This window comes from uncultured Shewanella sp., assembly GCF_947491715.1.
Taxonomy (GTDB): Bacteria; Pseudomonadota; Gammaproteobacteria; order Enterobacterales; family Shewanellaceae; genus Shewanella.
In genome coordinates this window covers 72,251-98,089 of record NZ_CANLKR010000001.1, presented here as the reverse complement: position 1 = coordinate 98,089, position 25,839 = coordinate 72,251, and the positions used below count along the sequence as shown (strand labels likewise).

Annotated in this window: 22 protein-coding genes, 1 tRNA gene and 1 pseudogene; 13 read left to right on the top strand and 11 right to left on the bottom strand. The window is 40.3% G+C overall.

The genetic code is table 11. The features are described from left to right. Nucleotides 1-75 precede the first annotated feature (75 nt). Nucleotides 76-558, bottom strand: a complete 483-nt coding sequence (gene folK, locus Q0779_RS00375; protein ID WP_298768337.1) for a 2-amino-4-hydroxy-6-hydroxymethyldihydropteridine diphosphokinase — start codon at nucleotides 556-558, stop codon at nucleotides 76-78. 2 nt (nucleotides 559-560) lie between these two features. Beyond that, complete coding sequence (gene folB / locus Q0779_RS00370; protein WP_298768335.1) at nucleotides 561-914, bottom strand: dihydroneopterin aldolase; 354 nt, start codon at nucleotides 912-914, stop codon at nucleotides 561-563. 311 nt (nucleotides 915-1,225) lie between these two features. Here folB and plsY point away from each other — a divergent pair, with 311 nt between their 5' ends. Further along, a complete protein-coding gene (gene plsY / locus Q0779_RS00365) occupies nucleotides 1,226-1,843 on the top strand; it encodes a glycerol-3-phosphate 1-O-acyltransferase PlsY (protein WP_298768333.1) in 618 nt (205 codons plus the stop codon). Nucleotides 1,844-1,895: 52 nt separating this feature from the next. Here the strand turns inward: plsY and tsaD are convergent, their stop codons facing one another. Further along, nucleotides 1,896-2,912: a tRNA (adenosine(37)-N6)-threonylcarbamoyltransferase complex transferase subunit TsaD gene (gene tsaD, locus Q0779_RS00360; protein ID WP_298768330.1), complete on the bottom strand. Its 1,017-nt coding sequence runs from the start codon at nucleotides 2,910-2,912 to the stop codon at nucleotides 1,896-1,898. A 230-nt stretch (nucleotides 2,913-3,142) separates the two neighbouring features. Here tsaD and rpsU point away from each other — a divergent pair, with 230 nt between their 5' ends. The 4 genes from rpsU to rpoD all read left to right on the top strand — a co-directional run bounded on the left by rpsU (nucleotide 3,143) and on the right by rpoD (nucleotide 7,639). Continuing rightward, nucleotides 3,143-3,358, top strand: a complete 216-nt coding sequence (gene rpsU, locus Q0779_RS00355; protein ID WP_020911290.1) for a 30S ribosomal protein S21 — start codon at nucleotides 3,143-3,145, stop codon at nucleotides 3,356-3,358. 6 nt (nucleotides 3,359-3,364) lie between these two features. Continuing rightward, on the top strand, nucleotides 3,365-3,808 hold the full coding sequence (locus Q0779_RS00350) for a GatB/YqeY domain-containing protein (RefSeq protein WP_298768316.1): 444 nt from the start codon (nucleotides 3,365-3,367) through the stop codon (nucleotides 3,806-3,808). A gap of 142 nt (nucleotides 3,809-3,950) precedes the next feature. Further along, a complete protein-coding gene (gene dnaG, locus Q0779_RS00345) occupies nucleotides 3,951-5,681 on the top strand; it encodes a DNA primase (RefSeq protein ID WP_298768314.1) in 1,731 nt (576 codons plus the stop codon). 125 nt (nucleotides 5,682-5,806) lie between these two features. Continuing rightward, nucleotides 5,807-7,639, top strand: a complete 1,833-nt coding sequence (gene rpoD / locus Q0779_RS00340) for an RNA polymerase sigma factor RpoD (protein WP_298768312.1) — start codon at nucleotides 5,807-5,809, stop codon at nucleotides 7,637-7,639. 347 nt (nucleotides 7,640-7,986) lie between these two features. Here rpoD and Q0779_RS00335 read toward each other — a convergent pair whose 3' ends face one another. Continuing rightward, nucleotides 7,987-10,302, bottom strand: a complete 2,316-nt coding sequence (locus Q0779_RS00335; RefSeq protein ID WP_298768311.1) for an FdhF/YdeP family oxidoreductase — start codon at nucleotides 10,300-10,302, stop codon at nucleotides 7,987-7,989. 25 nt (nucleotides 10,303-10,327) lie between these two features. Beyond that, nucleotides 10,328-11,176 (bottom strand): formate dehydrogenase accessory sulfurtransferase FdhD, encoded by an 849-nt coding sequence (fdhD, locus tag Q0779_RS00330; RefSeq protein ID WP_298768309.1) that lies wholly within the window; start codon nucleotides 11,174-11,176, stop codon nucleotides 10,328-10,330. A 368-nt stretch (nucleotides 11,177-11,544) separates the two neighbouring features. Between fdhD and Q0779_RS00325 the strand changes: the two genes are divergently transcribed. Then, a tRNA-Ile gene (locus Q0779_RS00325) sits at nucleotides 11,545-11,621 on the top strand. 211 nt (nucleotides 11,622-11,832) lie between these two features. Then, nucleotides 11,833-11,949, top strand: a pseudogene (locus Q0779_RS00320) (ISAs1 family transposase); the annotation flags it as partial. 380 nt (nucleotides 11,950-12,329) lie between these two features. Here the strand turns inward: Q0779_RS00320 and Q0779_RS00315 are convergent. Next, nucleotides 12,330-12,572: a hypothetical protein gene (locus tag Q0779_RS00315; RefSeq protein WP_298768307.1), complete on the bottom strand. Its 243-nt coding sequence runs from the start codon at nucleotides 12,570-12,572 to the stop codon at nucleotides 12,330-12,332. 330 nt (nucleotides 12,573-12,902) lie between these two features. Here Q0779_RS00315 and Q0779_RS00310 point away from each other — a divergent pair, with 330 nt between their 5' ends. Together Q0779_RS00310 and Q0779_RS00305 are read left to right on the top strand one after the other, a co-directional pair. Further along, nucleotides 12,903-13,355, top strand: a complete 453-nt coding sequence (locus Q0779_RS00310) for a type III secretion system chaperone (protein WP_298768305.1) — start codon at nucleotides 12,903-12,905, stop codon at nucleotides 13,353-13,355. 22 nt (nucleotides 13,356-13,377) lie between these two features. After that, nucleotides 13,378-15,192 carry a Fic family protein gene (locus tag Q0779_RS00305; protein WP_298768303.1) on the top strand — a complete coding sequence of 605 codons (1,815 nt, stop codon included), beginning with the start codon at nucleotides 13,378-13,380 and terminating at the stop codon, nucleotides 15,190-15,192. Between the two features lie 591 nt (nucleotides 15,193-15,783). On the opposite strand, the gene Q0779_RS00300 is transcribed toward Q0779_RS00305, so the two are convergent. The 4 genes from Q0779_RS00300 to yghU all read right to left on the bottom strand — a co-directional run bounded on the left by Q0779_RS00300 (nucleotide 15,784) and on the right by yghU (nucleotide 19,729). Then, a complete protein-coding gene (locus Q0779_RS00300) occupies nucleotides 15,784-17,082 on the bottom strand; it encodes a Y-family DNA polymerase (protein ID WP_298768300.1) in 1,299 nt (432 codons plus the stop codon). 10 nt (nucleotides 17,083-17,092) lie between these two features. Further along, complete coding sequence (locus tag Q0779_RS00295; protein WP_298769218.1) at nucleotides 17,093-17,509, bottom strand: LexA family transcriptional regulator; 417 nt, start codon at nucleotides 17,507-17,509, stop codon at nucleotides 17,093-17,095. A 369-nt stretch (nucleotides 17,510-17,878) separates the two neighbouring features. Continuing rightward, nucleotides 17,879-18,787 carry a nuclease-related domain-containing protein gene (locus Q0779_RS00290; protein WP_298768299.1) on the bottom strand — a complete coding sequence of 303 codons (909 nt, stop codon included), beginning with the start codon at nucleotides 18,785-18,787 and terminating at the stop codon, nucleotides 17,879-17,881. 87 nt (nucleotides 18,788-18,874) lie between these two features. Next, nucleotides 18,875-19,729, bottom strand: a complete 855-nt coding sequence (yghU, locus tag Q0779_RS00285) for a glutathione-dependent disulfide-bond oxidoreductase (protein WP_298768297.1) — start codon at nucleotides 19,727-19,729, stop codon at nucleotides 18,875-18,877. 314 nt (nucleotides 19,730-20,043) lie between these two features. Between yghU and Q0779_RS00280 the strand changes: the two genes are divergently transcribed. The 4 genes from Q0779_RS00280 to Q0779_RS00265 all read left to right on the top strand — a co-directional run bounded on the left by Q0779_RS00280 (nucleotide 20,044) and on the right by Q0779_RS00265 (nucleotide 25,431). Beyond that, a complete protein-coding gene (locus Q0779_RS00280) occupies nucleotides 20,044-20,778 on the top strand; it encodes an SDR family oxidoreductase (RefSeq protein WP_298768295.1) in 735 nt (244 codons plus the stop codon). A gap of 446 nt (nucleotides 20,779-21,224) precedes the next feature. Then, nucleotides 21,225-22,934 carry an aspartate-alanine antiporter gene (gene aspT, locus Q0779_RS00275; protein ID WP_298768293.1) on the top strand — a complete coding sequence of 570 codons (1,710 nt, stop codon included), beginning with the start codon at nucleotides 21,225-21,227 and terminating at the stop codon, nucleotides 22,932-22,934. A gap of 28 nt (nucleotides 22,935-22,962) precedes the next feature. Next, nucleotides 22,963-24,561, top strand: a complete 1,599-nt coding sequence (locus tag Q0779_RS00270; RefSeq protein WP_298768291.1) for a bifunctional aspartate transaminase/aspartate 4-decarboxylase — start codon at nucleotides 22,963-22,965, stop codon at nucleotides 24,559-24,561. A gap of 9 nt (nucleotides 24,562-24,570) precedes the next feature. Then, on the top strand, nucleotides 24,571-25,431 hold the full coding sequence (locus Q0779_RS00265; protein WP_298768289.1) for a sulfurtransferase: 861 nt from the start codon (nucleotides 24,571-24,573) through the stop codon (nucleotides 25,429-25,431). A gap of 54 nt (nucleotides 25,432-25,485) precedes the next feature. Here Q0779_RS00265 and Q0779_RS00260 read toward each other — a convergent pair whose 3' ends face one another. After that, complete coding sequence (locus tag Q0779_RS00260) at nucleotides 25,486-25,815, bottom strand: YnfA family protein (RefSeq protein WP_298768287.1); 330 nt, start codon at nucleotides 25,813-25,815, stop codon at nucleotides 25,486-25,488. Nucleotides 25,816-25,839 lie beyond the last annotated feature (24 nt).

The window sequence follows — 25,839 nt, the reverse complement described above, 5'->3', positions numbered from 1 at the left end:
ATAAAGCGATAATAAGGTAACAGCTCGCTTTAAGATAATGAAAAGTTAAAAATAAAGGTCTTACTTTACATACTACTAGACTAAACTAACGCGCCATAGTCGTTGTGAATCTTTATCAAAATTTTGCCACAGTGCTTGATAAGTTTGATTAGCAATAGGATGCAAACGCTTGGGAGCTATTTCAGCAAGTGGCCATAAGACAAACGCATTTTTCAAAATTTCTTCACGGGGAAGCACGACAGGCTGCACACAAATGCAATCATCATACAGTAATAAATCTAAATCTAATGTTCTTGCGCTGAACTTCTTCACACCTGGTAATCGCCCATGAGCCTTCTCAATTTGTTTAAAAGTACTAACAACTGACTCAATTGACTCTGCCGTGTCTGCAGCAACAACCATATTTAAAAAATTATGCCCTTGAAAGCCTACCGCTTCACTTTCAAACACTGAGGATAATGTCAAAGGACCAAACACCTTTTCTAAATCAATAAGTGCAGTCTTAACATATTTTTCTGGCTCAATATTACTGCCTATACTGATGTATATTGTTGCCATGCTCAATCATGTCCCCGTACGATTTCAACACCCACAGCCGACGCCGATGGTACCGCCCCAGGTTTCATCACTTTGACTCTCACCCGTAAAACATTAAATTCATCCATCACGCACTTTGCCACTTTCTCAGCCACTGTCTCAATAAGATCGACCGGTTTTTCGGTGATCAACTCTATCAAACGGTTTGACACCGTTTCATAGCACAACGCAAACTGATAATCATCTGTACTCGCGGCTTCACGAATATCATAATCCATATCTAAATCAATCAGTAAGTTTTGATGGATCTGCTTTTCCCATTCATATATACCAATCACAGTTTCAACTTTAAGTTCACGAATTAATACTTTATCCATCATTCATCTCCAAAATAATAAAGTGATGAGATCGCTACCTGTATACATGACAATAGTATCCAAATTATCGATAATGTCACTTGTCTTCTTTTCTCTCGTTAAAAACCCGAGTAGGATAGAGTCAGGGCCTAGGCACATGCAAATTAACATTCCATTTTAAGTTATCTTGTTAAGTGTCGACTAACATAATTACATTAAAAATGGATTTTTCGTCACTTAAATGCACTCATTTACATTCTCAGTATAATGGGTCAACACTAACCCTTTAGTGAGTGGTGTGATAATACCTTAAGACGGATAAGGAAACCAATTTGAGCATAACTGCACTGACATTATTTATGATCCTTGCCGCCTATTTAGCTGGCTCAATTTCCAGTGCTGTCTTAATTTGCCGATTACGCGGTCTACCCGATCCCAGAACTCAAGGTTCAAAAAACCCTGGAGCGACAAATGTCATGCGTTTCGGTGGCGTCAGTACCGCTATCATGGTGTTGATTTTTGATATGCTCAAAGGCGCAGCGCCGGCTTATATCGCCTTTATTTTAGGCATCGACCCCCTGTTTTTAGGCGTCATTGCCATTGCCGCTTGCTTAGGTCATATTTATCCCATTTTCTTCGATTTTAAAGGCGGTAAAGGTGTTGCCACCGCCTTTGGCGCAATGGCACCTATTGGAGGTGATTTAGCACTCTGTCTCATCGGCACTTGGCTACTGATTGCGTTGCTGACACGTTATTCATCTCTCGCCGCTATTGCTGCCGCTCTCACAGCGCCCATTTACACTTGGTGGTTAGATGATAGGTTCACTTTACCGGTAGCCATGTTATCGGCGCTAATCGTTATTCGCCACAAAGACAATATTATTCGACTATACCAAGGCAAAGAAACCAAGTTACGATTAAAAAAGAAACAGAACAAAGCACCTAAATAGGTGCTTTATTGCTTCAAAAATGTAAAGGAATGAATACAAAACGCATTACACATCAAGACACAGGAGGCAAGGTATCCAGTGGCCATCTGGGCTGACCTTTCACAGCTAAATCATCAGTTTGCCCAGCCTTTAACCGTTGTAATCCAGCATAAGCAATCATGGCGCCATTATCAGTGCAAAACTCACCTCTAGGATAATACACTTGACCCCCTTCTTTTTTCATCATATCGGCTAATGATTGTTGTAAGCGTGTATTCGCGCTCACTCCTCCAGCCACCACCAAACGTGTATAACCTGTTTGTTTCAACGCTCTGCGGCACTTTATCGCTAACGTATCCACAATTGCTTCTTCAAAAGCACAGGCAATATTCGCTCTCGTCTGCTCATCCGTAGGCTCTGAAGCAATGGTATTTGCGGTAAAGGTTTTCAACCCCGAAAAACTAAAATCAAGACCCGGTCTATCTGTCATGGGTCTGGGAAAGCGATAGCTGCCAGGCACACCTTTTGCTGCTAATTTAGACAATCTAGGCCCGCCGGGATAATCAAGTCCCATTAATTTCGCTGTTTTATCGAATGCTTCACCTGCAGCATCATCAAGGGACTCTCCTAAAACGGTATAACGCCCAATCCCTTCAACGGCCACAAGCATTGAATGACCACCGGATACCAATAACGCTAAAAACGGAAAAGCGGGCGCATCATCTTCTAACATAGGTGCTAATAAATGCCCTTCCATATGATGAACACCAATAGCAGGCTTATTCCATGAAAAAGCAAGCGAACGACCCACACAAGCCCCCACAAGCAGCGCACCAATCAGCCCTGGGCCTTTGGTATAAGCAATGCCATCGAGTTGCTCAATATCCATTGCTGCATCGCTTAATGCTTGCCTCACCAATGGTATAATCTTACGGACATGATCTCTTGACGCCAATTCGGGCACAACTCCCCCATAGTCAGCATGTAATTTTACTTGACTATATAAGGTGTGAGACAACAAACCTTGTTCATCATCATAAATCGCAATCCCGGTCTCATCACAAGATGTTTCAATACCTAAAACCCGCATTCTTTTCCGTCTTTTTGATTGATAAAATAAAGCCTAATTCTACCTGCTGAGCCATAATTACACCAGTTATGCGCGCATCAAAATCCCCCCTATGGGTAGTATGCGCATTTCTATCGAGCGAAAAGCTTTACAAACACTAGTCAATCGGTATAGAATTTCGCACCATTTTTAAATTAACTTGAGTCTGATTCGTCTTGACTCAACAACCGACACCTAAGGGGTGATGGCGTATGCCAATTATTAAAGTACGTGAAAATGAACCATTTGACGTAGCTTTACGTCGTTTCAAGCGCTCTTGTGAAAAAGCAGGTATTTTAGCTGACGTTCGTGCTCGTGAATTCTACGAGAAGCCAACGACTGCACGTAAACGTGCTAAAGCCGCTGCAATCAAGCGTCTTGCTAAAAAGCTTTCTCGTGAAAATGCGCGTCGCGTACGTTTATACTAATCTCTTATGAGCCTAGTTAATCAGCTAAAAGACCAAATGAAAGACGCCATGCGTGCCAAAGAAAAGGTACGCTTAGGCACTATTCGTATGGCATTGGCTGCTATCAAGCAGATTGAAGTGGATACCCGCGACACACTGAATGATGAGCAAGCCATAGCAGTGTTAACCAAAATGGTAAAACAACGTCGCGATTCTGTTGCACAATATACTGCTGCAGGACGTGATGAATTAGCGCAAGTCGAAGCAGAAGAAATTCAGATCCTTGAAAAGTTTTTGCCGCAGCCTCTCACAGAAGAGGAAATTTCAGCGTTAATTGATGCCAGCATTCTTGAAATGTCAGCATCTTCCATGGCGGATATGGGCAAAGTAATGGGAGCATTAAAACCTAAAGTATTGGGTAGAGCTGACATGGCATCGATTGGTGCTATGATTAAAGCAAAACTTAAATAAATACCGTTTTAATGTATGAATAAGCCGTGCTCCTGCGCGGCTTGTTTGTTTTAATTCTTGATTGTTTTGTGCAATAGTCGACGTTAAACTATACAATTATCTTCCCAATAATCTGTTTATAAAGGCGGCTTTTTTCCCAAAGATGGCGATACCTCGTGATTTCATTAATGAGTTAGTAGCTCGTATCGATATAGTCGATCTGATTGATGCTAAAGTACCTTTAAAAAAAGCAGGTAAAAATCACTCTGCCTGTTGTCCCTTTCATAGTGAAAAATCACCTTCATTTACGGTCAGTAGAGACAAGCAGTTTTATCATTGTTTTGGTTGCGGTGCTCACGGTAATGTCATTGATTTTGTTATGGAGTATGACCGGCTTGAATTCATTGATGCCATCGACGAATTAGCGGGGCAACTAGGCCTAGAAGTGCCTCAAGAGCAAGGTTCTCGTAAGCCACGCAACGACAGTTTAAGCCGTGATTTGTATCAATTGATGGAAGAAGCCAGTTTATTTTATCAACATCAGCTTAGACAAGATGATGAAAAACAAAAAGTGCTTGATTACCTTGACTATCGAGGTTTATCACAAGAAATCGTTGCACATTTTAACATTGGTTTTGCCCCCGATGGCTGGGATGGGTTATTAAGTCGTTACCGTCAAAGTCCAGATGCCCAAAGTAAATTACTGACAGCAGGCATGGTCATTGAAAATGATAACGGTAAACGTTATGACCGATTTCGAGACCGACTCATGTTCCCCATTCGGGACAGGCGCGGCAGAGTCATTGGATTTGGTGGACGTGTATTAGGTGATGGCACACCAAAATACTTGAATTCTCCAGAAACGCCCATATTTCATAAGGGCAATGAATTATATGGCCTGTATGAAGTTAAACAACGTCATAAAGATCCTAAGCAAATATTAATTGTTGAAGGCTACATGGATGTGGTGGCATTGGGCCAATTTGGTGTCGATTATGCCGTGGCTTCATTAGGAACCGCCACTACAGCAGAGCAATTCCAATTATTGCTTCGTAGCACACGAGAAGTCATTTGTTGTTATGACGGCGACAGAGCAGGACAAGAGGCCGCTTGGCGGGCATTAGAAACCGTATTGCCCTTATTAAAACCAGGCGTACACATTCGCTTCATGTTTATTCAAGAAGGGGAAGATCCTGATAGCATGATAAGGCAAATAGGTAAAGAGGCCTTTGAAGCACAATTAACTCAGGCGAAGCCCTTATCAGATTTTTTATTTGATAATCTGACCCAAAAATATGCTAAAGATGATAAGAGTTTACTGGCACAAAATGCCATCAAGCTGATAGAGAAAATACAAGACACTGTATTACAGAGCTTATTGCTAGAAGAACTGGCCCATAAGCTTAGAATGAATAATGCCGATGAGCTAAAACGTAAGTTTAATTTTGTGTCTAAAACACAAGATAAGCCCAATAAACCTCAAACCTTAGCAGGAAGAGGCACGCCTTTGCGATTGGCCATTGCCCTTTTGGTGCAACACCCTCGTTTGGGCTATGGGTTACCTAAGCAACCGGCACTGCAACACATACAAATGCCGGGCATTGATTTGCTCAGCTTAGTATTAACGTTAACCCAGCAGCAAGTCATGAGCAGCGCACAACTACTTGAACATTTCAGGGGAGACAAACAAGTCAACATCCTGAATAAATTAGCCCAATGGGATCATCAAGTGGCGGATGAAAACTTACTGCAAAAGTTAAAAGGGACCTTGGTTTGGCTTAACAATCAATATATTGAGCAGCGATATCAAGAACTCAGTCTCAAGCAACAACATACTAAAGAAGAAAGGATACAGCTTCAAAAGCTTATCTCGGTCATGAAGGCACAAGCTTAGCATAAAAAACGTGCAAAACTTGCCGCTAAGACTAGCACAAGGACGCGTACAAGGCTATAATTGACGATTTGCGTGGCATACTTGCCCCGTCGTTTTAACTGTTACCCCCAACTTGGATGATATCTATGGATCACACTCCGCAGTCGCAACTTAAATTGTTGCTTGCCAAAGGTAAAGAGCAAGGTTATTTAACCTATGCAGAAGTGAACGACCACTTACCTGCTGATATGGTCGACGCCGACCAGATTGAAGATATTGTCCAGATGATTAATGACATGGGGATCCGGGTCTACGAACAGGCGCCCGATGCCGATGACATTATGATGTCTGAAGACAGCACTGATGATGATGCAGCTGAAGAAGCCGCGGCGGCACTGGCCACCGTAGAAGCCGAACTGGGCCGCACCACTGATCCCGTCCGCATGTATATGCGTGAAATGGGTACCGTTGAACTGCTTACTCGTGAAGGCGAAATTGTTATCGCCAAACGTATCGAAGAAGGGATCAACACAGTACAAGCATCCGTTGCTGAATATCCTCAAGCGATTAGTATTATTCTTGACCAATATGATCGTTATAAAGCGGAAGAAATCCGTTTATCCGATATCATTTCAGGTTTTGTTGATCCTAATGCTGAAGATGTTGCGCCAACCGCAACCCATATTGGTTCTGAACTCTCTGATGAAGATCTTGCCGATGAAGATGTTGAAGGCGAAGAAGGTGAAGATGATGAAGAGGGACCAAAAGGACCCGATCCTGAAGAAGCTGAAGAGCGCTTCACCCAATTAAGAGAAGCTCACGAAAGTGCATTAAAAGTTATTGCATTGAAAGGCCGTGGTCATGCTGAGTCAACCTTGGCATTGTTTGAAATTGGCGAAATCTTTAAAGAATTCCGTTTAATGCCTAAGCAGTTTGATAGCTTAGTGAGAAATATGCGCGAAATGATGGACAAAGTGCGTATTCAAGAGCGTCTCATCATGAAGCTCTGCGTTGAACAAGCCAAAATGCCGAAAAAGAACTTCGTTAAAGGCTATACCAGTAATGAAAGCAGCATCGAATGGTTCAATGTAGAGCTTGCATCTGGTAAACCTTATGCTGAAGGCCTGAAAATGGTTGAGTACGATGTACAACGCAGTCGTGCAAAACTCGACGCCATTGAAAATGAAACCGGCTTAGCCATTGGCGCGATTAAAGATATTAATCGCCGCATGTCAATCGGTGAAGCAAAAGCACGCCGTGCTAAGAAAGAAATGGTTGAAGCCAACTTACGTTTGGTTATTTCTATTGCGAAAAAATACACCAACCGTGGCTTGCAATTCTTGGATCTGATCCAAGAAGGTAATATTGGTCTAATGAAAGCGGTAGATAAATTTGAATATCGCCGTGGTTATAAGTTCTCAACTTACGCCACTTGGTGGATCCGTCAAGCCATTACCCGCTCGATTGCCGATCAAGCTCGTACTATTCGTATTCCTGTGCATATGATTGAAACGATTAACAAACTTAACCGTATATCACGTCAAATGCTTCAAGAAATGGGCCGTGAGCCTTCACCGGAAGAATTGGCTGAACGCATGTTAATGCCGGAAGACAAGATCCGTAAAGTACTTAAAATTGCCAAAGAGCCTATTTCAATGGAAACGCCTATTGGTGATGATGAAGACTCACATTTAGGTGATTTTATTGAAGATACAACCCTTGAATTGCCATTAGACTCAGCCACTGGCGAGAGTTTGAAGAATGCAACTCATGAAGTATTAGCCGGTTTAACCGCCCGTGAAGCGAAAGTTTTACGTATGCGTTTTGGTATTGATATGAATACCGATCATACGCTAGAAGAAGTCGGTAAACAGTTTGATGTCACCCGTGAGCGTATTCGTCAAATTGAAGCGAAAGCCTTACGTAAACTGCGTCACCCTTCTCGTTCAGAAATATTAAAGTCGTTCCTAGACGAGTAATCGTAAAAGTACAATCATTGGAAGACTCAAAAAACCCAACGCTAATGACGTTGGGTTTTTTATACCCGTGATACCTCAAGCTGCAGGATTCAGCTGGAATTAAAAGCCTTTTAGACAAGGCATTGAACATCGAGCCTAGTCATTCTAAGCCGGTGTTTAATAACACAGTATAAAAGGCTTTTAAACCAGCCCTTTGGGAGTGTGTAAAAGCACCTACTTCTACGTTGTATCATCTTAAAAGGCAATAAGCATTTCGGCAATAATACGCCTTGAATTAGGCACTTTTACGCACTCTGAAAACAGGCATCTTGAAGTATCACGGGTACTGATGCTTTCATCTTCTTCTGCTACTCTTTCACTTTCACATTAATATAAGCAGGATCCTTATCCACCATAATCGCAATGGATTTATAAGTTGGTGTATCGCTTAAGTCTCCTACACTTTCTAGTGGTACTAGCGCATTCGCCTCAGGATAATACGCCGCCACATTGCCCCTTGGAATGTCATACTCAATCACTGTAAAACCAAAAAGTTGTCTCGTGCTATTGTCTGGCCACAATGACGTCAACATCACCTTATCTAAATGCATCAAGCCTTGCTGCTGTATATCTTTGCTATTCATCATTAAGACTTTACGATGCCCATGCACCCCTCGATACCTGTCCTCCATACCATAAATCGTAGTATTGTATTGATCGTGTGAACGCAAGGTTTGCAATATGAATGTCGCTTGCTCTGTGAGCGCATTCAGATCAAATGCTAAAATCGATTCGGGTAGTGAGTGTGAAATCAGTTGGGCTTTTTTTGACGGTGTTTGCCAATGATACTCAGCGGCATAACTGCCTAAATAAAACCCGCCGGGATGATTTATCTTTTCATTAAAGCCATGAAACCTTGGTAACACTTCGGCAATTTTATCTCGAATCGCACTATAGTCATCAACAAAACCTTGCCAACTAATCGCTTTACTTCCCAAGGTTGCATGAGCCATTCCAGCCACTATCGCCACTTCGGAGCGCATATCACCGATATCGCTTGGAACCACTCCTGCTGATGCATGCACCATACTGAAAGAATCTTCTACGGTGACTTTTTGCCGCCCTCCCGCTTGCATATCGATATCCGTTCGACCCAAGCAAGGTAAAAGTAAAGCTTTTTTACCTACGATCAAATGACTACGATTTAATTTTGTCGCCACATGAACCGTTAATTCACACTGACTCAGTGCTTGCTCCGTGACTTGAGTATCGGGGGTTGCAACAGCAAAGTTCCCTCCTAGCCCAATGAACACTTTACTTTGATTATCCAGCATGGCTCGAATGGCTTGTACAGTATTATGACCATGATGTTGAGGTGGTGAGAAGGCAAAAACTTCACCGAGTTTATTTAAAAAGGAAAGCGAAGGTTTTTCATTGATCCCCATAGTTCTATCACCCTGCACATTACTATGCCCCCTGACAGGACATAAACCCGAACCGTGCTTTCCTAGCTGTCCACGTAGCAATTGCATATTAACGATTTCATGTATCGTCGCCACAGAATGCTTATGTTGCGTGATCCCCATCGCCCAAGTACAGATCACTCGCTGACTACTTAAATGCACTTGTGCGGCTTGCTCTATTTCAGCCTGAGTCAGCCCCGACTGTGCTTCAATCTTTTCCCAGCTGGTATTTTCTACCTGCTGAATATAGGCTTCTAATCCTTCACAATGTTGTGCGAGAAATGCTTCATCGAATACGCCAGCCTCTTTTTTTGCTTTACGCTGCTTATCAATGATAAGCATCACCTTCACCATGCCTCTAATTGCAGCCATATCCCCACCCAATTTAGGTGTAAAATACAAACTGCTTATCTTCGTCGATCCATTTTTCAGCATTTCTACTGCGTTTTGAGGACTCGCAAAACGCTCTAACCCTCGCTCTTTTAATGTATTAAAACTCACGATACTCGCCCCTCGTCGAGCGGCTTTATATAAGCTATCTAACATTCTTGGATGATTGGATCCTGGATTTTGTCCAAACACAAAAATCGCATCGGCATACTCAAAGTCAATCAACTGTACTGTGCCTTCTCCCACCCCCAGCGCCTGTTTTAGTGCCACACCACTGGCTTCATGACACATATTGGAGCAATCAGCAAAATTATTGGTTCCAAATTTTCTAACAAACAACTGATATAAAAAAGCCGCTTCATTACTGGTTCTGCCCGAAGTGTAAAACTCAGCCTGATCCGGTGACGCTAATCCATTTAACTCAGAGGCAATCAATGCAAAAGCCTTATTCCAACTGATAGGAACATAATGATCCGTTTGTGCATCATAAGATAAGGGTTGATGTAATCGTCCCTGAGATTCTAAAAAATGCCCATTTTGCTGTTTAAGTTCGCTAACAGTTTGTGTGGCAAAAAAATCACGCCCTACCCTCTTACTGGTCGCCTCCCAATTCACGGCCTTAGCACCATTTTCACAAAATTTAAAATGGCCCGCTTCGTCGTCTTCTCCCCATGCGCAGCCTGGACAGTCAAAACCTTCATCTTGATTCGTATTCAATAAATTACGAATATTTTTAGCAATATTCTCACTTTTAATTAGGTGTTTAGCTGTACTTGCAAGTGCGCCCCAGCCTCCAGCTGCATTATGATACTGCGTAATTTTTTTACTCATAGCGACTCCTCACAAAACACAAAGGCTATATACTGCGATGGTAGACTCTAGCAGCCTCTTTTTTCGGAATATGGATAAGATTAACATTATATTTTTTGGCCCAAATGACGGCTAAAGAACTGGGCGATGATAAACAAGCTAAGGTACCCACGCCATGCAACACTAATTTTTGCACCAACTCATAACTGCAACGACTGGTCACCACAACAAACCCTGATGTGACATCGTATTGTGCTTTGCATATCAGACCCAATAGCTTATCCAACGCATTATGCCTACCGACATCTTCACGACAGGCTACAACCTCCCCAGAGTGAGTGACAAACAAAGCAGCATGTAACGCACCCGTCACTTTTCCATGTTCCTGCCAAGAAGGGATTTTTTGATTTAATGCTTGCAAAGATGACGCAGGCGGCAAAAGAGAACATGGCAAGGGAGAATGTTGTAGCCAAAGCGATTCTAATGCCTCACGACCACAAATGCCACAACCCGTTCGCCCTGATAACTGCCGCCGTTTATGCTTCATCGCATTAAAAGCACGTTCATTAATCGTGATGCTTGCTTCAATCCCTAAATTTGTATGCTGGTACTCAATGTCTTTGAGCTGCCACGAATGCGTAATTAAGGCTTCAGAGAGTGAAAAGCCTAAAATAAAGTCATCCAAATGGTAGGGAGAAACCATCATTACCGCGTAATTGATACCGTTGTAACTCAATGAAAGGGGATATTCAGCAACCAAAGGCACATGCTGCGCCTCTGACGAAGCATTACCACTATTGACAGCCTCATCAATGGGTTCAAATGAAAAAAAGCTATTCGATTGCAGCTCAAACTCAGTGTTTGACAAACCTGCTTTGGAAAAATCAGCCTTCATGCTCTCAACTCATATCATATCATATCATAAACTCATACTATCAATAAATTGAATCGTATATGTAAAGTGCGTTATAAACATAATAGGTTAAATATTCCGCTTAAGATACTTCCTATGCACTCCTTTTATGTTTCGCTGTAATTAAGTCAAATACTTAACATTAACCCGCAATATTGATTGCACAATACAATCCTCCTTATCAACAAAATAATCAAAAACAGCAGCATTTAAGAAAAAACCATCATGAATTGATTAACAGATAAGCACTTGAATCAAATATGGCATTTTCTATCAAAATCGAAGGTGACAAGCGCAATTAAAGTTCGTATACTCTCTCTCGCTTTCGGTAGTGACGATTACCTTAAGTCGGCCCCTTAGCTCAGTTGGTTAGAGCACACGACTCATAATCGTTAGGTCCACAGTTCGAGTCTGTGAGGGGCCACCAAATTATGATGACGCGCAGTAAGATTATACTTATTGCGCGTTTTTCGTTTTACGTTTTTATTTTTAATAAATAAACGCTTAATATATTCCATTTTCCTTCCCCCAGAGCTTCTCAAATAGCATCATAAAAATCCAGTATTCTGCCTTTAACGCCCCTCTCATCACTTCCATCACCCATGGGCTATAAATATAAACGCATTCCAATCAAGATTATCCATATGGTAAATACTTTCTCTGTCATCAACGGTGTTGTGATGGGACAACTTAAAACGGACACGAAGTCTAATGATATTACGGTTATTCCTGAGCTACTCTTAAATATTCAAGGAGCATCCATAATACCAACTCCATTATATAAGTGATCTTTCAGCGGGAGTGAAGTGCTCAGCTAATTCTGGCTCCTGCTTTAACAGATATTCCCATCATCCATGGCGGTCGTGGTTATTAGCTTTATTGGGTATTGAATGTCACTATGAATGAGGACGCCTGGTAGATATCTAGTGGTGATGGTGCTGAAAACCTTACGAGGTTATAGCAGGCTACTGTCAATATTTTAAAAAGAAAACTGAAAAAATTAAGTCTTCGCCGCAAAAGACGTGAAACATCATGAATGCTACATATTCTGATAAGCTCATAAACACTAAAACATTCACGCTCTTTCCCTAAGGGCTGTTGATCTTTCACATTGGCAGCCAAATCATCGAGCAAGCTAGCGAAAGCATACTTTCAAAGTGAATTTTTGACGTGTTACCATCACGACTAAGTCCAACTGCTTGTTCTTTTTTAGAAGCGGGATCTGCGCTTTGATATAGCTACCATCAATGAACTCCCACTCGGTATCAATATCTTGAATTAACGCTTTAAATAAGCGTTTTAATATGCCTTTTCTAGACCAAAGCAAAAACCGACGATAAACAGTATTCCATCGGCCAAAATATTCAGGTAATGGCAACCAACTCGAAGACGATATAATATTCCTTCTATGGTTCGTCTATGTTCAAGCTTGTTTTACACTCTATCTTCAAGCAATATATCTTTTAGCTTCGACCACATCTCATTTGTGAATATCAATCGGGGCATGGCAATCTCGTATTAACTTGTTTTTGGAGAAAAAAATTATACGATATTGACTTAAACGTACAAAGTTAAACAGCTCTTAGTAATGTAAAGATTTATCTTTTTTGATAATTACTAATAATTTTGATATCCCCCTATCCACACTTAAGACTAAAGTGTAAATCATGAATTTTAATTAAAAAGTTTACCCCCTAAGGTTTATTATATGATTAACTCCCTATTCAATGAACTCGGTTCACAGTATGGAATAAACATGCCAGTCAGAGATGATTCTGAGGCTTTTACTTTTAAATTTGAAAATGATATTGAAATATATGTTTATCTTTCTAAAGATAAACATACCATTCATATTTTTTCTACTGTACAGAATATTAATATGAATGAAGATAAGTTAAAGGTATTTGAGTTCCTTTTAAAATTCCAATTAATGGGTGTTAAATCTAAAAATAATTCATTTGGTTTGAATGATGATGGCGATAAAATTTATATGTATCGAAATTTCGATACAAGTACAATCACATCTGAAATATTTGTTCAAGGTATCAAATCGTTAGCCATCTCATGTGAATATGCACGTGAACAATTTCAGCAACTGCATATGAAAGCTGAAGTTACAGAAAAAAGAATACCTATGAACCACTTTTACAGTCAAGTTTAAATTAATTTTATAGGAAGTAAAAATGCCAGAGTTAGCGAATACCCAAACATCATCAACGCCACCAGTAAGTACAAGTACTATAGAAGGTAGTACTAATCAGTTATTTTCAAAAATATTTGGAAGTTCTTTTGTTTCCAGCTCCTCAATATCAAACCCAAGTACAACATCTGATATCGTTAAACTTTACTCTGGGCCAGAAGATATTGATAATTCGAAAATGGATAATCTTAAACTGAATTCAATGGCACCTTTAGATATAGAAGAATCTGATGAAACTGTACCCATTTTTCAAATCAAACCACAGCCTAAAAAAACAGAAAATTTTTCTATTTACTCCTCTTTACCGACAAGTATTAAAGTCAATACTAGTCCACAAGGGAATGAACCTATTTTCAAATCCAATGGATTAACTTCAATTATAGAAGTCCCTGTTCTATTAAGTTACTCTGGTAAAAAAGAATCAGATCTACAAACGGCGGTCAATGTTCAAAAAGCGATGAATAACTCTTTAGGAGAAGAGTTTGCAGCCTTTACAAAAAATATTTATCAGCTAAATGCTGGTAATGCAGGAGAAAAAGACTTTAAGACGACTAATGATGTGAAGGTAGATCAAAAGCTATGTAATATAATAAGTCAGCAAGCAATCGAAGCGGCTAAAGCTTTTGATCATAAAATTCAATCTAAAGGTTATAAAATCACTCAAGATGACTTAATTACTCATCATCAAATACAACAGGGATTATCTTTAGGCGATCCAAGTAGAGATCAAATATTCGTATGTGGGGGATATAGAGGAGGTGGTTCAGATCTTGGTATTGGTATTTATAATACAATGGAATCTCACTTGTTAAACAATTATAAATCTATTTTTTCAGAAGCTGCTAAGGAAAGCTTTGAACAAGGCATTAATAAAATAACAAAATCATTATCTAAAACATCTACAAGAGAACTTGAAACTGCTCAAAAAGAATTAAGAAGAGGAAGAAGTCAAGCTAAGAAGCTTATTGGACTCCCTGTGAGTACTAAAATAACGACACCAAACCTAGTGAGTAAAATCAATGAGTCTTTGATAGAGAAAAAGATGGAATTACAATTATTGTCTAATAAAAACCCATCTAAATCTAGTACAAGACAAACTACGACTCCAGAGATGAGTAAGCTTAAGATGGACATTTCAAAATTAAGAAAACTCGCTAATAATTTACCAAATTATTTGGCTGATGTTAGAGAAATAAAGTCTCAAGGGTCTATCTCTACAAAAATGACAGGTGATGAGTTCATAGCTTTAACTAAACTGAAAAATTCTGAACGTAGTTATATTGAAAATAGACTCGTTATTTTAGCGGGTCAACAATCTTTGTTAAGCAATACATTGCTTATGGGTGATAGAAATCTTGAATTATTTAATGAGGCTGTAGATACCGGAATGGGTAAAATGGTTCAATTTTCCAATTCTCAACTCAATCAAAGTAATCAGAAAGCAGTAACAGATAAAGATATTTCAAATGCGTGTTATAAGGCAATAGCTTCTGGATCGGCATTCTTAAGTGCTCACCCTTTTGATGATGGTAATGGCAGAACATCTCGTGCACTTATGAATAATGTCTTGCAATCATATGGCTTGGATAAAGTAGATAGCTCAGACTTAAAAGCAAATATTGGTTTTAAACCAGATCAAAACTCAAATGTTTTTAAGGACTATGAAACAAATGAGATGTCACTTCATGCTCTAGCTGGTAAATTATTTAATCTAGTATCAAACAGTGAAGGCTTTATACGAAATGATAACTTACATGCAGACCTTGTAAAAGGTATTCATGAAATATCTGATACATAATATGTAATCATAGACTGAAACTTTAATGCGTTACTCAGTTATTAAAACTGAAAATGTTGCTGCCATTTAGGTAAAAGGCATGTGAGCTTACGCCAGCATAACGTAACAAAGAATTGGCTTTCAGACATAACTAATCAAAACGGTGAACTCTGATTAGTTATGTCACAAACAGCCTAAGCCTTGTCGTCCTACTAATTCATTTTGCATTAGCTAATTCTGCAGTATACTCCAAGCGTAAATTCGTCATTTTATGCATAATACGCCATGTTTGAATACAGCATAAAAACAATTTAACGTCCAGTCTTCGCACAATAACTCTGTGACTCCTTAGGGATTAACGGTTTTTATCTTGCGCAAGTAACAGGTTACCATGGCGCTCACAAAACAATTCAAACTGCTCTACACCAAACTCAAGAAGAGACCTCTAAAACATCACATACGCCAATCCAAGCCCACTCGTCAAAGGCCAAATAGATCTTTACCCCTAATATCACCAAGGAAGCAAAGTTACATAACCATATAATTCAGTTGAAATATCCTATCTATAGTTGATTTAACATCGCAATAGTCAAATATCTAATTCACCGAAAGCTAACAACGAACATTCGGTAAACAATGCCATTGAGTCGTATATTGTGGAGTTAAATAGGCGCGGCGCATAGTCCAATGGGCACGAGACTCTGGGGTGCCTTGAGCGGCCACAAACACAGTACCACGACCAAAGCGTTGATTTATCTTATCGTACACAGGCATTAAATTTGGATGTTCAAGCATGGGCGAAAACATATCTAACTGCTGATGATAGCAACTCACCAACTCCATGAGGCCCACGCCCACTTTATAATAACGCACGCCTTTATGATATAAACGCGGTACCAGCTGTGTCACTGCACTGCAAAGCTCCAAACTTGAGCTGACTGGCCGCTCAAAAGTATGCAAGAGCTTAAAACTACGTGCATATACGTCATGGGGGGAGCTCATGGCAAACACCAATAACTGTAAACAACTCGATTGCTGCTGGCGCATTTTAATAGCTGCAATATCAGCATGTAAACACAAAGCCTGACAAAGCGCATTCTCATCATCCACGACTCGCTCACCTAAACTACGTGTAGAAAAAATTTGCTGTTTATCCGCATGGGCCTGTTCCCATGTGTTAACTTTGTCACTATTGAGCTCAGCAATGATACGGCTGACTTCAACATTAAAACCTGAAGCCAATAATTTCTTTCGACTGTCATAGGCTTGTTTATACGAAAGACGAGATAACTCGTAAGCACTATTCACATTAATACAGGTCAATTTTTTTGCGAGTTTTCGTCCAATTCCCCACACATCCCCCACAGACACTCGCTTTAACATAGCAAGCCGCTTCTCTGTTGAGTCTATCACACAAACCCCTTCGTACTCAGGCATTGTCTTAGCGACGTGATTCGCCAGTTTTGCTAACGTGAGTGTTTCTCCCATACCCACAGACACAGGCAAACGGGCCTCTTTCCATACCGCTCGGCGAATACGCTGACCTATGTCGACAAATACTTCACCTTCTCTTTTCGTATCAGGATCCGCAAATGATAGAAAGCTCTCATCGATAGAATAAATGTATTGCTCAGGGGCAAAACGAGCAATAATTTGCATCATTTTCATGGATAAATCACCATAAAGCGCATAATTAGACGATAGCGCAATCACTCCGTGCTTTTCGCATAAGGCTTTGACCTGAAAATAAGGGACAAATTTTTTAACCCCTAATGCCTTAGCTTGACGATTTACCGCCACAATACAGCCATCATTGTTAGACAGTACCACCAAAGGTTTCCCCCGCCAGTCAGGACGGAACACTTGCTCGGCGCTGCAATAAAAACTATTGGCATCCACTAACGCAAACATCTCTTTGTCCTTATCGCCCTGCTGAACACGCTAAAGCAGAGCTTGGGCGATGACAGCGTATTGAACGTGTTACCACGCCTTCAATACTAAATTGATCGTAGTCATTCACACTGACGGCTTGATACTCACAATGCGATGATAAAAGTAGCCTTCGGTGCATATCCAATTGTTTACACACAAACTCCCCATTTAAATTAGCCACTATTACATCATTTTGGCTGACGTTAACATGCCTATCTACAATAAGAATATCGTTATCAAATATACCTAAACCTTGCATTGAATCCCCTTTGGCAAAGCCTAAAAAAGTCGCACTAGGGTGCTCAACAAGCAGTTCATCTAAACTCAGTGATAATTGTAAATACTCCGCTGCAGGACTTTCAAAACCGTTTATTCCCGCTGCGATATAAATTGGGATCACTTTTATCATTGTCGCCTCGCCTTTATCACATATTTGCTCACGCTGTTGTTCCTCAGCCATCACCTCGTAAAATGGCCCGCCGAACGCCTAGAGTCTACCAACGACAACACAGCTAACCACAACAAAATACTGTTTATTTATACAGTATTTTTATTGTAGCGAAAAACATAGCGAACCACCAAGAAAACCCAGCGCTGGGATACAAAGTGTTTCAGGCTCACACTGTGGCATGTCGAGGTTGCATCAAAGACTAAAAATCAACAAGATACTGTAAAATAGGGGGGGGGATGTACCTTTCATTTTACCAATATTGTTATAGACAAAAAATCAATCATCAAAGTTTAAACCCAGTATCTTCACAGTCTCTCTTTAAAATTATTGCTGCTCATCATAGACACAGCGCTGCGCTATTTGATGGGCAATACGATTAATATCACTTTGTGACCATGTTTGATGATGAAGTTTGGGCAAAACAGAGGGCAACTGTTTATGATTTAAAATAGGAAAAGGAGGTTTGGCTTTAAGCTCAATAAACCAACCGGGGAAAACTAATATCGGAAAAGCCGTAACCGATAATCCCGAACTGTTCGTTAACCAATGGCTGACCCATTTAGCTTGTCTTTGTGCTTGCTCTAATAACTTGGTTTCACACCAAGAGGGAAAAACCAGTTTTGCCTTCTCTTCTAATTTAGCGTTATGACTCACTTCATATACAAGTTTATAATTTTTCTTTTTTTTATCACCAATTAGACGCTTATACCGGCCTTTCGTTTCTATCGCAAAGACACCATTGGGCCCAACAATGAGATGATCGATATTAAAATTATCTGCCTGAATATCATGGAACACTTGATAGCCTACAGCTTGTAACCTTACTAACTCACTCGCAGTTGCAAGCTCTGCTGTATAGCCCAAACGCAAATTCGTCATTTTATGCATAATCCGCCATGTTTGAACGCAGCATAAAAACAGACCCAGTAAAACAAAAATAATTAACAGCCAATTAAAACTCCCCTTCTCAATAAGATATTGAAAACCCACTAAGCTAAAAGGGAGTGACACAATCAATGTCGCTATGAAGATAGGGCCTATCAACTGAATTTGTAAGTCTCGCAGTTGCTCTGATATCCCAAAACCCGGTAAGCGCTGCAATAACGCTTTATCAATAGGCAAGACTAAGGTCTTATCCCGTTTAAGCAAAATGAGGTACATCAAGGCTGATATTAGATAAGATCCTGAGAATAATATTATGCTAGGCAATAAATTCACGGTAAAAGCGGACATAGCTAACATCCTTGTTGCTATTCATTAATGAATAGCAACAAGTATAGATGACTATCAATTACCCATTGAACATGCAAGTTACTCTTTTTATCGCTTCCTCAACACTCGGTCGATATCAGCGGCGCTGTGACGGTTATCTAAGCGCTCATCCTCTTCGCCCCAAGTGCGGTTTACAATACGGCCACGTTGCACCGCTTTTCGCTCTGATATTATTTTCGCCCAACGCTGCACATGTCGATAATTGTTCACATCTAAAAACTCTGCCGCATCATAGGTTTTGCCTAACACTAAATTACCGTACCAAGGCCATAATGCAATATCGGCAATACTGTACTCATCGCCTGCAATATAAGTATTCTTGGCTAATTGTTTATCTAATACATCCAATTGACGTTTTACTTCCATAGTGAAACGATTAATGGGGTATTCAAATTTTTCAGGGGCATAAGCATAGAAATGCCCAAAGCCGCCTCCCAGATAAGGGGCAGAGCCTTGTAGCCAAAAAAGCCAATTCATCACTTGTGTGCGCTGTTGTAAATCATTTGGTAAAAAATGACCAAACTTTTCGGCCAAATAAAGTAAAATAGCACCCGATTCAAATACATTAATGGGATCATTATGAGTGTTGTCCACCAGCGCAGGAATTTTTGAATTCGGGTTCACTTCCACAAAGCCTGATGAAAATTGCTCGCCATCACCAATATTAATTAAATGTGCGTCATATTCTGCTTCCGCTACCCCCAAAGCCAATAACTCTTCAAGCATAATAGTGATTTTCTGTCCATTAGGGGTGCCCATTGAATACAGCTGCAAAGGGTGCTCACCCACAGGCAAAGCTTGCTGGTAACGCGCACCGGAATCTGGTCTATTAATACTTGCCCACTGCCCGCCATTTTCATTATTCATTTGCCACACTTTAGGTGGTGTGTATATCGTTGCCATGATGCTTCCTCATTTAATACTTAACAGTGATACTGAACACATTCAAAATCATAGCTAGCCATTAAGCTTAGTCTTCATTGCAAATTTTATTTGAATGGAAAGTTACAATATTGTAATAATTCATTAAAAGCAAATTAAATCACAAGTTTAAAATAAAAACCCAACATTATTAAAAATAACCTTGACACTTATGTACCGATAAGTACATTATATTGTATACCAAGTGGTACAGAAAAAGCAATTTCCCGACCCTTTTTCAAGTAACGATTTAAGATGTCAGTATTCAAAACAGAATCAATACCAAGGAATAACCTATGAACGTATCCATTAAAGATAAAGTCGCCTTAGTCACTGGCGCAAACAGAGGCATAGGAAAAGCGATTGTCGAAGCTTTTATCGAACAAGGTGCAAAAAAAGTGTATTTAGCAGTACGCAATCCAGAAAGTACGACTGAGCTTGAATTTAAATTCGGTGACAAAGTCAAAACGCTGTCAGTGGATATGACGGATGCAAAAGCCATTGCCGCACTCGCAGAACAAGTGAGCGACCTAGAGATTATTGTGAACAATGCAGGCGTATTAGCATTAACCGATCTGTTAAATGACACCAGTGAAAGTGCTCTTGATGAACAGCTTACCGTTAATCTTTATGGCTTATTGCGGATCAGTAATGCATTAATTCCGATTGTTGAGAAAAATGGGGGAGGCGCATTCGTACAACTCAACTCTGTTGCCTCTATTAAGAATTTCTCAGGTGTGGACTTTTACTCCGCTTCAAAAGCCGCCGCTTACTCCATTACTCAAGGTTTAAAAGATAAACTCATGGATAAAAATATTCATGTATTAAGTGTCCATCCAGGTCCTATCGATACCGATATGGCCGCACAAGCAGGTTTCACAGAGGGCGCAACACCTGAAAGTGTCGCACAAGCCATTATTCATTCTCTCAAAGCAGGAGACTTTCATTTATTTCCCGATCCCATCGCGAAAGATTTTGAACAAGCTTATCAAAGCTATTCAGATGCTTTGATCACAGCCAGTCCCGCTTAATGTTATTTTAACATCTAAAGCCCCGTAGCCTGACATTAGGCTACTTATCCACTCAACTAGGGGCTGTTTATCTTTGGTGATGATTTCTGCAGCAGTTTGTGGGGGACTTTAGACAAGGCAGAGCTTATGCAATGTAGTTATTCTACATGAGTAAGTGATAACGCTGTAAAAAGGCACCACAAACACTGTCCGTAGGATCCGTTTAAACATGTTTTACTCTTTGTTGTAGCCCTCCTTATTAAAAAAGGGCTTAGAAGACTAGGCAGCACTCACTACGCCGTGATTAAAACACGTTTAATTCGGACATAATTTAGCCACGAAAGATAAACAGCCCCTAATATCAAAACTAAAACTTATCCAACACTTCACTATCATTGAAAAACTTAAGTCGCAAAATATCCCGCCATCAACTAGTTTTTAATCAGCGACTTTTTTTAGGTGTTGATATGGATATCCTTCACTCTCTGTTTAAGGCATCACCACTCATTGCAGTCTTTATCACACTCACCTTGGGATATTTAGTGGGTAAAATCACTATCGGTCGTTTTGTTTTAGGTGGCGTCGCTGGCACACTCATTATGGGGGTTTTGGTGGGTCAAATCGGCGTAGAGATAGACGATAGTATTCGCAATATTTTCTTTGCCCTCTTTATCTATGCCGTCGGCTTTCAAGGTGGCCCCCGTTTTTTCAGTGCACTGAATTTACGCACTCTCAATATTTTAGTCTCCGCCATCGTGATGACGGTAACAGGGCTTATTTGCGTTCTAATAGCCGCTTGGTTATTTGACTTAGATCGCGGAACAGCTGCTGGTCTCGCCGCTGGAGGACTCACACAATCCTCCATAATTGGTACCGCCGGTGATGCCATTTCACAATTAGCAGGTGTATCAGAGCACACTCAAAAAATCATGCAAACCAATGTCGCTGTCGGTTATGCCGTCACGTACATTTTTGGGTCACTGGGCCCTATTCTAATGGTGACATGGTTTTTCCCTATGGTGATGAATTGGGATCTGCGTGCTGAAGCCATAAAGCTGGCTAACCAAACCGCGCCGAACCAAGTTGAATTAGAACCGGGTCAATTTCATGCCATTGAGCGAGTCGTGACGCGAGCTTATTGTATTTCAGAGCAAAGTCTTGCGATTAATCGAAATGTATCAGAGATTAACAAAGAACTGAATGATGCTGCTATTGAAGTGATTGAACGAGAAGGTGCGGTGGTGAGCTTTAAAAAAGAAGAGACGCTGAAACAAGGCGATATTGTTATTGTGACGGGAGTACGAGCGAGAGTAACACAGCTCATGCGCTATTTTGGTGAAGAAGTGGATCCACCCAGTGAACTTGAGCTAATTGAAGAGCACCGACATTTAATTGTTAATAATGCACATTTAATCAATCATACACTGCAAACAGTCAAGCAAGAAACAGACATCCCAACACGTCGCGGGGTCTACCTCACAGAAATTAAGCGTGCAGGAGAAGTCCTCGCCATCGATCCTCAGCTTATCCTTAAAAAAGGCGATGAAATTGAAGTCACTGGCGCTCCCAAAGATTTGAACCGAGTGGAAAAAACCATTGGCCATCGACTTATTTCACCTTTTAGTACTGATTTTGTTTTTTTTGGTATTGGCATGACCTTTGGCATATTAATGGGTCAAATCCATTTTTCACTCTTTGGCATTCCAGTCACCATAGGCTCAGGTGTTGGCTGCCTCATTTCTGGCTTAATTCTAGGCTGGGCCAGAAGCCGTCATCCAAGATTTGCCTCTCTGCCAATGGGCGCTTCAAATTTTCTACGTGATTTTGGGCTAGCTGTTTTTGTTGGTCTAGTGGGCTTAACCGCAGGCCCTCAAGCCGTGATCACTATAAAAGAATATGGCATGACATTATTGTTTCTCGGCATCGGCGTCACGCTCATTCCTCAAATCATTACTTTCTATTTTTCTTACTATGTTTTACGCATTAAAAATCCCATCGAAGCCATGGGGTGTTTAGTCGGTGGACGCAGTGCCAACCCAGGTTTTGCAGCCTTACTCGATAAAGCAGGTAATGCTACACCCGTTTTTTCTTTTACTGTCACTTACGCTGTAGCCAATGTACTGCTTACTCTTTGGGGGCCGATCATTGTTGGGATCATCACGCAAAATGCCAACTAATCACAAGGACTCAACAAGGACGCTAACTATGTCAAATAAAGACTACGCACAATGGGCTAAATTAAGCCCTTTTGAATTAAAAGACAAACTCATCGATATTGCTTGTAATAATGAACATCGATTATTGCTGGATGCTGGACGGGGTAACCCTAATTTTTTAGCCACCTTACCTAGGCGTGCTTTTATTCGTTTAGGTGATTTTGCATTAGAAGAGGCTGAGCGCTCCTATACCTATATTAACAGTGGTTTTGGCGGTATTCCTGATATTAAAGGCATTGTCAGTCGTTTTGACACCTTTGCACAAAAATATAAAGACGCTGAAGGAGTGCAATTTATCCAATCAGCCATTAGCTATGTTAAAGATCAATTAGGACTCAGTCGACATGAATTCTTACATGAAATGGTCAACGCTTTTTTAGGCTGTAACTATCCTGTTCCCCCTCGCATGTTAACCCATTCAGAATCTGTGGTTAAATCTTATATCCAACAAGAAATGTATGGCGACTTACCCTCCAATAATCATTTCAATTTATTTGCAACAGAAGGCGGCACCGCCGCTATGACTTATTCCTTTCAAACTTTATTTAAAAATGGGCTGCTCAAAAAAGGCGACAAAATCGCATTAACCACCCCCATTTTTACACCTTATTTAGAAATCCCCTTATTGGCAGAATACGCACTAGAGATCGTTGAAATAAGACTCGATGAAGAAACATGGCAACTTAACGACCATGAAATAGAAAAACTCAATGATCCTGATATAAAGTTATTTTGTGTCGTCAACCCCAGTAACCCTGCATCCTACAAGTTTTCCGATGAGGTCCTAGATAAACTTGCTCTTCTCATTGAAACCAAAAGACCCGATCTATTCATTATTACAGATGATGTTTATGGCACTTTTGCCGATAACTTTGTCTCTTTATTCGCTCGATGTCCTTATAATACATTGTGCGTCTATTCATTTTCAAAATACTTTGGTGCCACTGGGTGGCGACTCGGAGTGATAGCAATACACGAGAAAAATATTTTTGATGATACGCTTCAATCACATCAAAAAAAGATGAAAATCTTATTAAACAGCCGCTATAAAACCTTATCACCTCAACCTCAAGCCATTAAATTTATTGATAGAATGGTAGCAGATAGCCGCGCAGTTGCCCTCAATCACACAGCAGGATTATCATTACCTCAACAAGTTCAAATGGTTTTCTTCTCTTTGGCTTGTTTAATGGATACCGAACATTATTATAAAAAATCAGCGAAGCGTATTATTAGAGACAGATATCATACCCTATACAAAAGTATGGGCATTAGTATAGAAAATGATGTTAACCGTGTAGATTATTATACTCTGCTAGATTTAGATGTCTTAGGTAAACATGTCTATGGCGAACAGTTTGTTCAATGGTTTAAAACATCAGGTTATGGTCCAGAATTTCTTTTCAAATTGGCCGATGAAACGGGAGTGGTACTGCTCCCCGGAAAAGGATTTGATGTCGTACACGGCTCTGTTCGCGTGTCCTTGGCCAATCTCACGCACAATGAATATAATGCCATAGGTAAATTGACCAAAACCGTTGTCGATGAATACTACGCTGAATTTATAAAAACTAAAAAACGAACGTAAGGTCTCCATATGTTAATCACTGCATTTGAATTAAACCAGCTTATTGAAAGTAACAATCCACAACTGCATATTTTTGATTGTCGCTATGCCCTGCCTCAACCACAAGGCACCTCCAAAGAAACTTATGGCCAGCAAGCTTACCTCAAAGGACACATTCCCCATGCACAATTTGTCGATATTGATGCGCAATTAACTGGAGAAATCACCACCACATCAGGTCGGCACCCATTACCCACACATGATGCTTTTAATCAACAACTGCAATTATGGGGGCTCGATAATAATAGTAAAGTCGTTATTTATGCTGATACAGGTAATTTATTTGCAGCGCGTTTATGGTGGATGCTATATCGCTGGACACATATTGCCGATGTGGCTTTGCTTGATGGTGGTTTTAGTGCATGGCAAGATGCAGGACTGCCTACCACTTCAGTCTTACCCAAAGTCAGAAGATCAACTCAATCTTTTATTTTCGATGATAGCCAATATGTTGATATGTCATATATTCAGAATAAAGTGAAACAAAAAAAACAACACTTTATAACCGATGCTAGGAGCAGCTCACGGTTTAAGGGAGAACCTAACCCTATTGATACCGTATTGGGACATATTCCTGGCGCAGTCAATTATCCATGTCAGCATAATATCGATGAAGCAGGCTATTTTCTTTCAAAAAATCAACTTAATATTCAATTCTCAAAGCTAGCACAGCATAATACACAGGAACCTGTTATACACAGCTGCGGCTCAGGATTAACCGCATGCCATAATGCCTTTGTGATGGAGTTACTTGGTTTGACCCAGTATAAGTTATACATTGGCTCTTGGAGCGAATGGAGTAAAAATAAACATAATCTTATTGAAAAATAAATTGTCATCAATCGAAAAAACGTCTTAAAAGCAGAGCCCATTTAGGCTCTGTTATTAACCTCTAGGGGCAAACATAATAATAGCCATTCCAGTGATTGCAACGAAAGCACCTAAAAAATCCCAACCACTGGGTTTTATCCCTTCCACTCCCCATAGCCAAAATATAGCGACAACAATATAAACTCCACCATAGGCGGCATACACTCTTCCTGCCGCGGCGGGATGAAGAGATAATAACCAAGCAAATAATGCTAAAGCCAGTGCTGCGGGCACCAATAGCCAAGCACTTTTACCTTCTTTTAACCACAAGTAAGGTAGATAACAACCAATAATTTCAGCAATGGCAGTCAGCACAAAAAGGATTAAAGTTTTCATTACAAACATAGATCAGAACTCATTTTTTGGAAA

What these genes read in the sequence shown, in the direction of transcription:
- Q0779_RS00310 (WP_298768305.1), top strand. Translation starts at nt 12,903, where the DNA reads ATGATTAACTCCCTATTCAATGAACTCGGTTCACAGTATGGAATAAAC.
- dnaG (WP_298768314.1), top strand. Translation starts at nt 3,951, where the DNA reads ATGGCGATACCTCGTGATTTCATTAATGAGTTAGTAGCTCGTATCGAT.
- folK (WP_298768337.1), bottom strand. Translation starts at nt 558, where the DNA reads ATGGCAACAATATACATCAGTATAGGCAGTAATATTGAGCCAGAAAAA.
- Q0779_RS00270 (WP_298768291.1), top strand. Translation starts at nt 22,963, where the DNA reads ATGTCAAATAAAGACTACGCACAATGGGCTAAATTAAGCCCTTTTGAA.
- Q0779_RS00260 (WP_298768287.1), bottom strand. Translation starts at nt 25,815, where the DNA reads ATGTTTGTAATGAAAACTTTAATCCTTTTTGTGCTGACTGCCATTGCT.
- folB (WP_298768335.1), bottom strand. Translation starts at nt 914, where the DNA reads ATGGATAAAGTATTAATTCGTGAACTTAAAGTTGAAACTGTGATTGGT.
- yghU (WP_298768297.1), bottom strand. Translation starts at nt 19,729, where the DNA reads ATGGCAACGATATACACACCACCTAAAGTGTGGCAAATGAATAATGAA.
- rpoD (WP_298768312.1), top strand. Translation starts at nt 5,807, where the DNA reads ATGGATCACACTCCGCAGTCGCAACTTAAATTGTTGCTTGCCAAAGGT.
- fdhD (WP_298768309.1), bottom strand. Translation starts at nt 11,176, where the DNA reads ATGAAGGCTGATTTTTCCAAAGCAGGTTTGTCAAACACTGAGTTTGAG.
- Q0779_RS00280 (WP_298768295.1), top strand. Translation starts at nt 20,044, where the DNA reads ATGAACGTATCCATTAAAGATAAAGTCGCCTTAGTCACTGGCGCAAAC.
- rpsU (WP_020911290.1), top strand. Translation starts at nt 3,143, where the DNA reads ATGCCAATTATTAAAGTACGTGAAAATGAACCATTTGACGTAGCTTTA.
- Q0779_RS00335 (WP_298768311.1), bottom strand. Translation starts at nt 10,302, where the DNA reads ATGAGTAAAAAAATTACGCAGTATCATAATGCAGCTGGAGGCTGGGGC.
- Q0779_RS00290 (WP_298768299.1), bottom strand. Translation starts at nt 18,787, where the DNA reads ATGTCCGCTTTTACCGTGAATTTATTGCCTAGCATAATATTATTCTCA.
- tsaD (WP_298768330.1), bottom strand. Translation starts at nt 2,912, where the DNA reads ATGCGGGTTTTAGGTATTGAAACATCTTGTGATGAGACCGGGATTGCG.
- Q0779_RS00350 (WP_298768316.1), top strand. Translation starts at nt 3,365, where the DNA reads ATGAGCCTAGTTAATCAGCTAAAAGACCAAATGAAAGACGCCATGCGT.
- aspT (WP_298768293.1), top strand. Translation starts at nt 21,225, where the DNA reads ATGGATATCCTTCACTCTCTGTTTAAGGCATCACCACTCATTGCAGTC.
- Q0779_RS00305 (WP_298768303.1), top strand. Translation starts at nt 13,378, where the DNA reads ATGCCAGAGTTAGCGAATACCCAAACATCATCAACGCCACCAGTAAGT.
- Q0779_RS00300 (WP_298768300.1), bottom strand. Translation starts at nt 17,082, where the DNA reads ATGTTTGCGTTAGTGGATGCCAATAGTTTTTATTGCAGCGCCGAGCAA.
- Q0779_RS00265 (WP_298768289.1), top strand. Translation starts at nt 24,571, where the DNA reads ATGTTAATCACTGCATTTGAATTAAACCAGCTTATTGAAAGTAACAAT.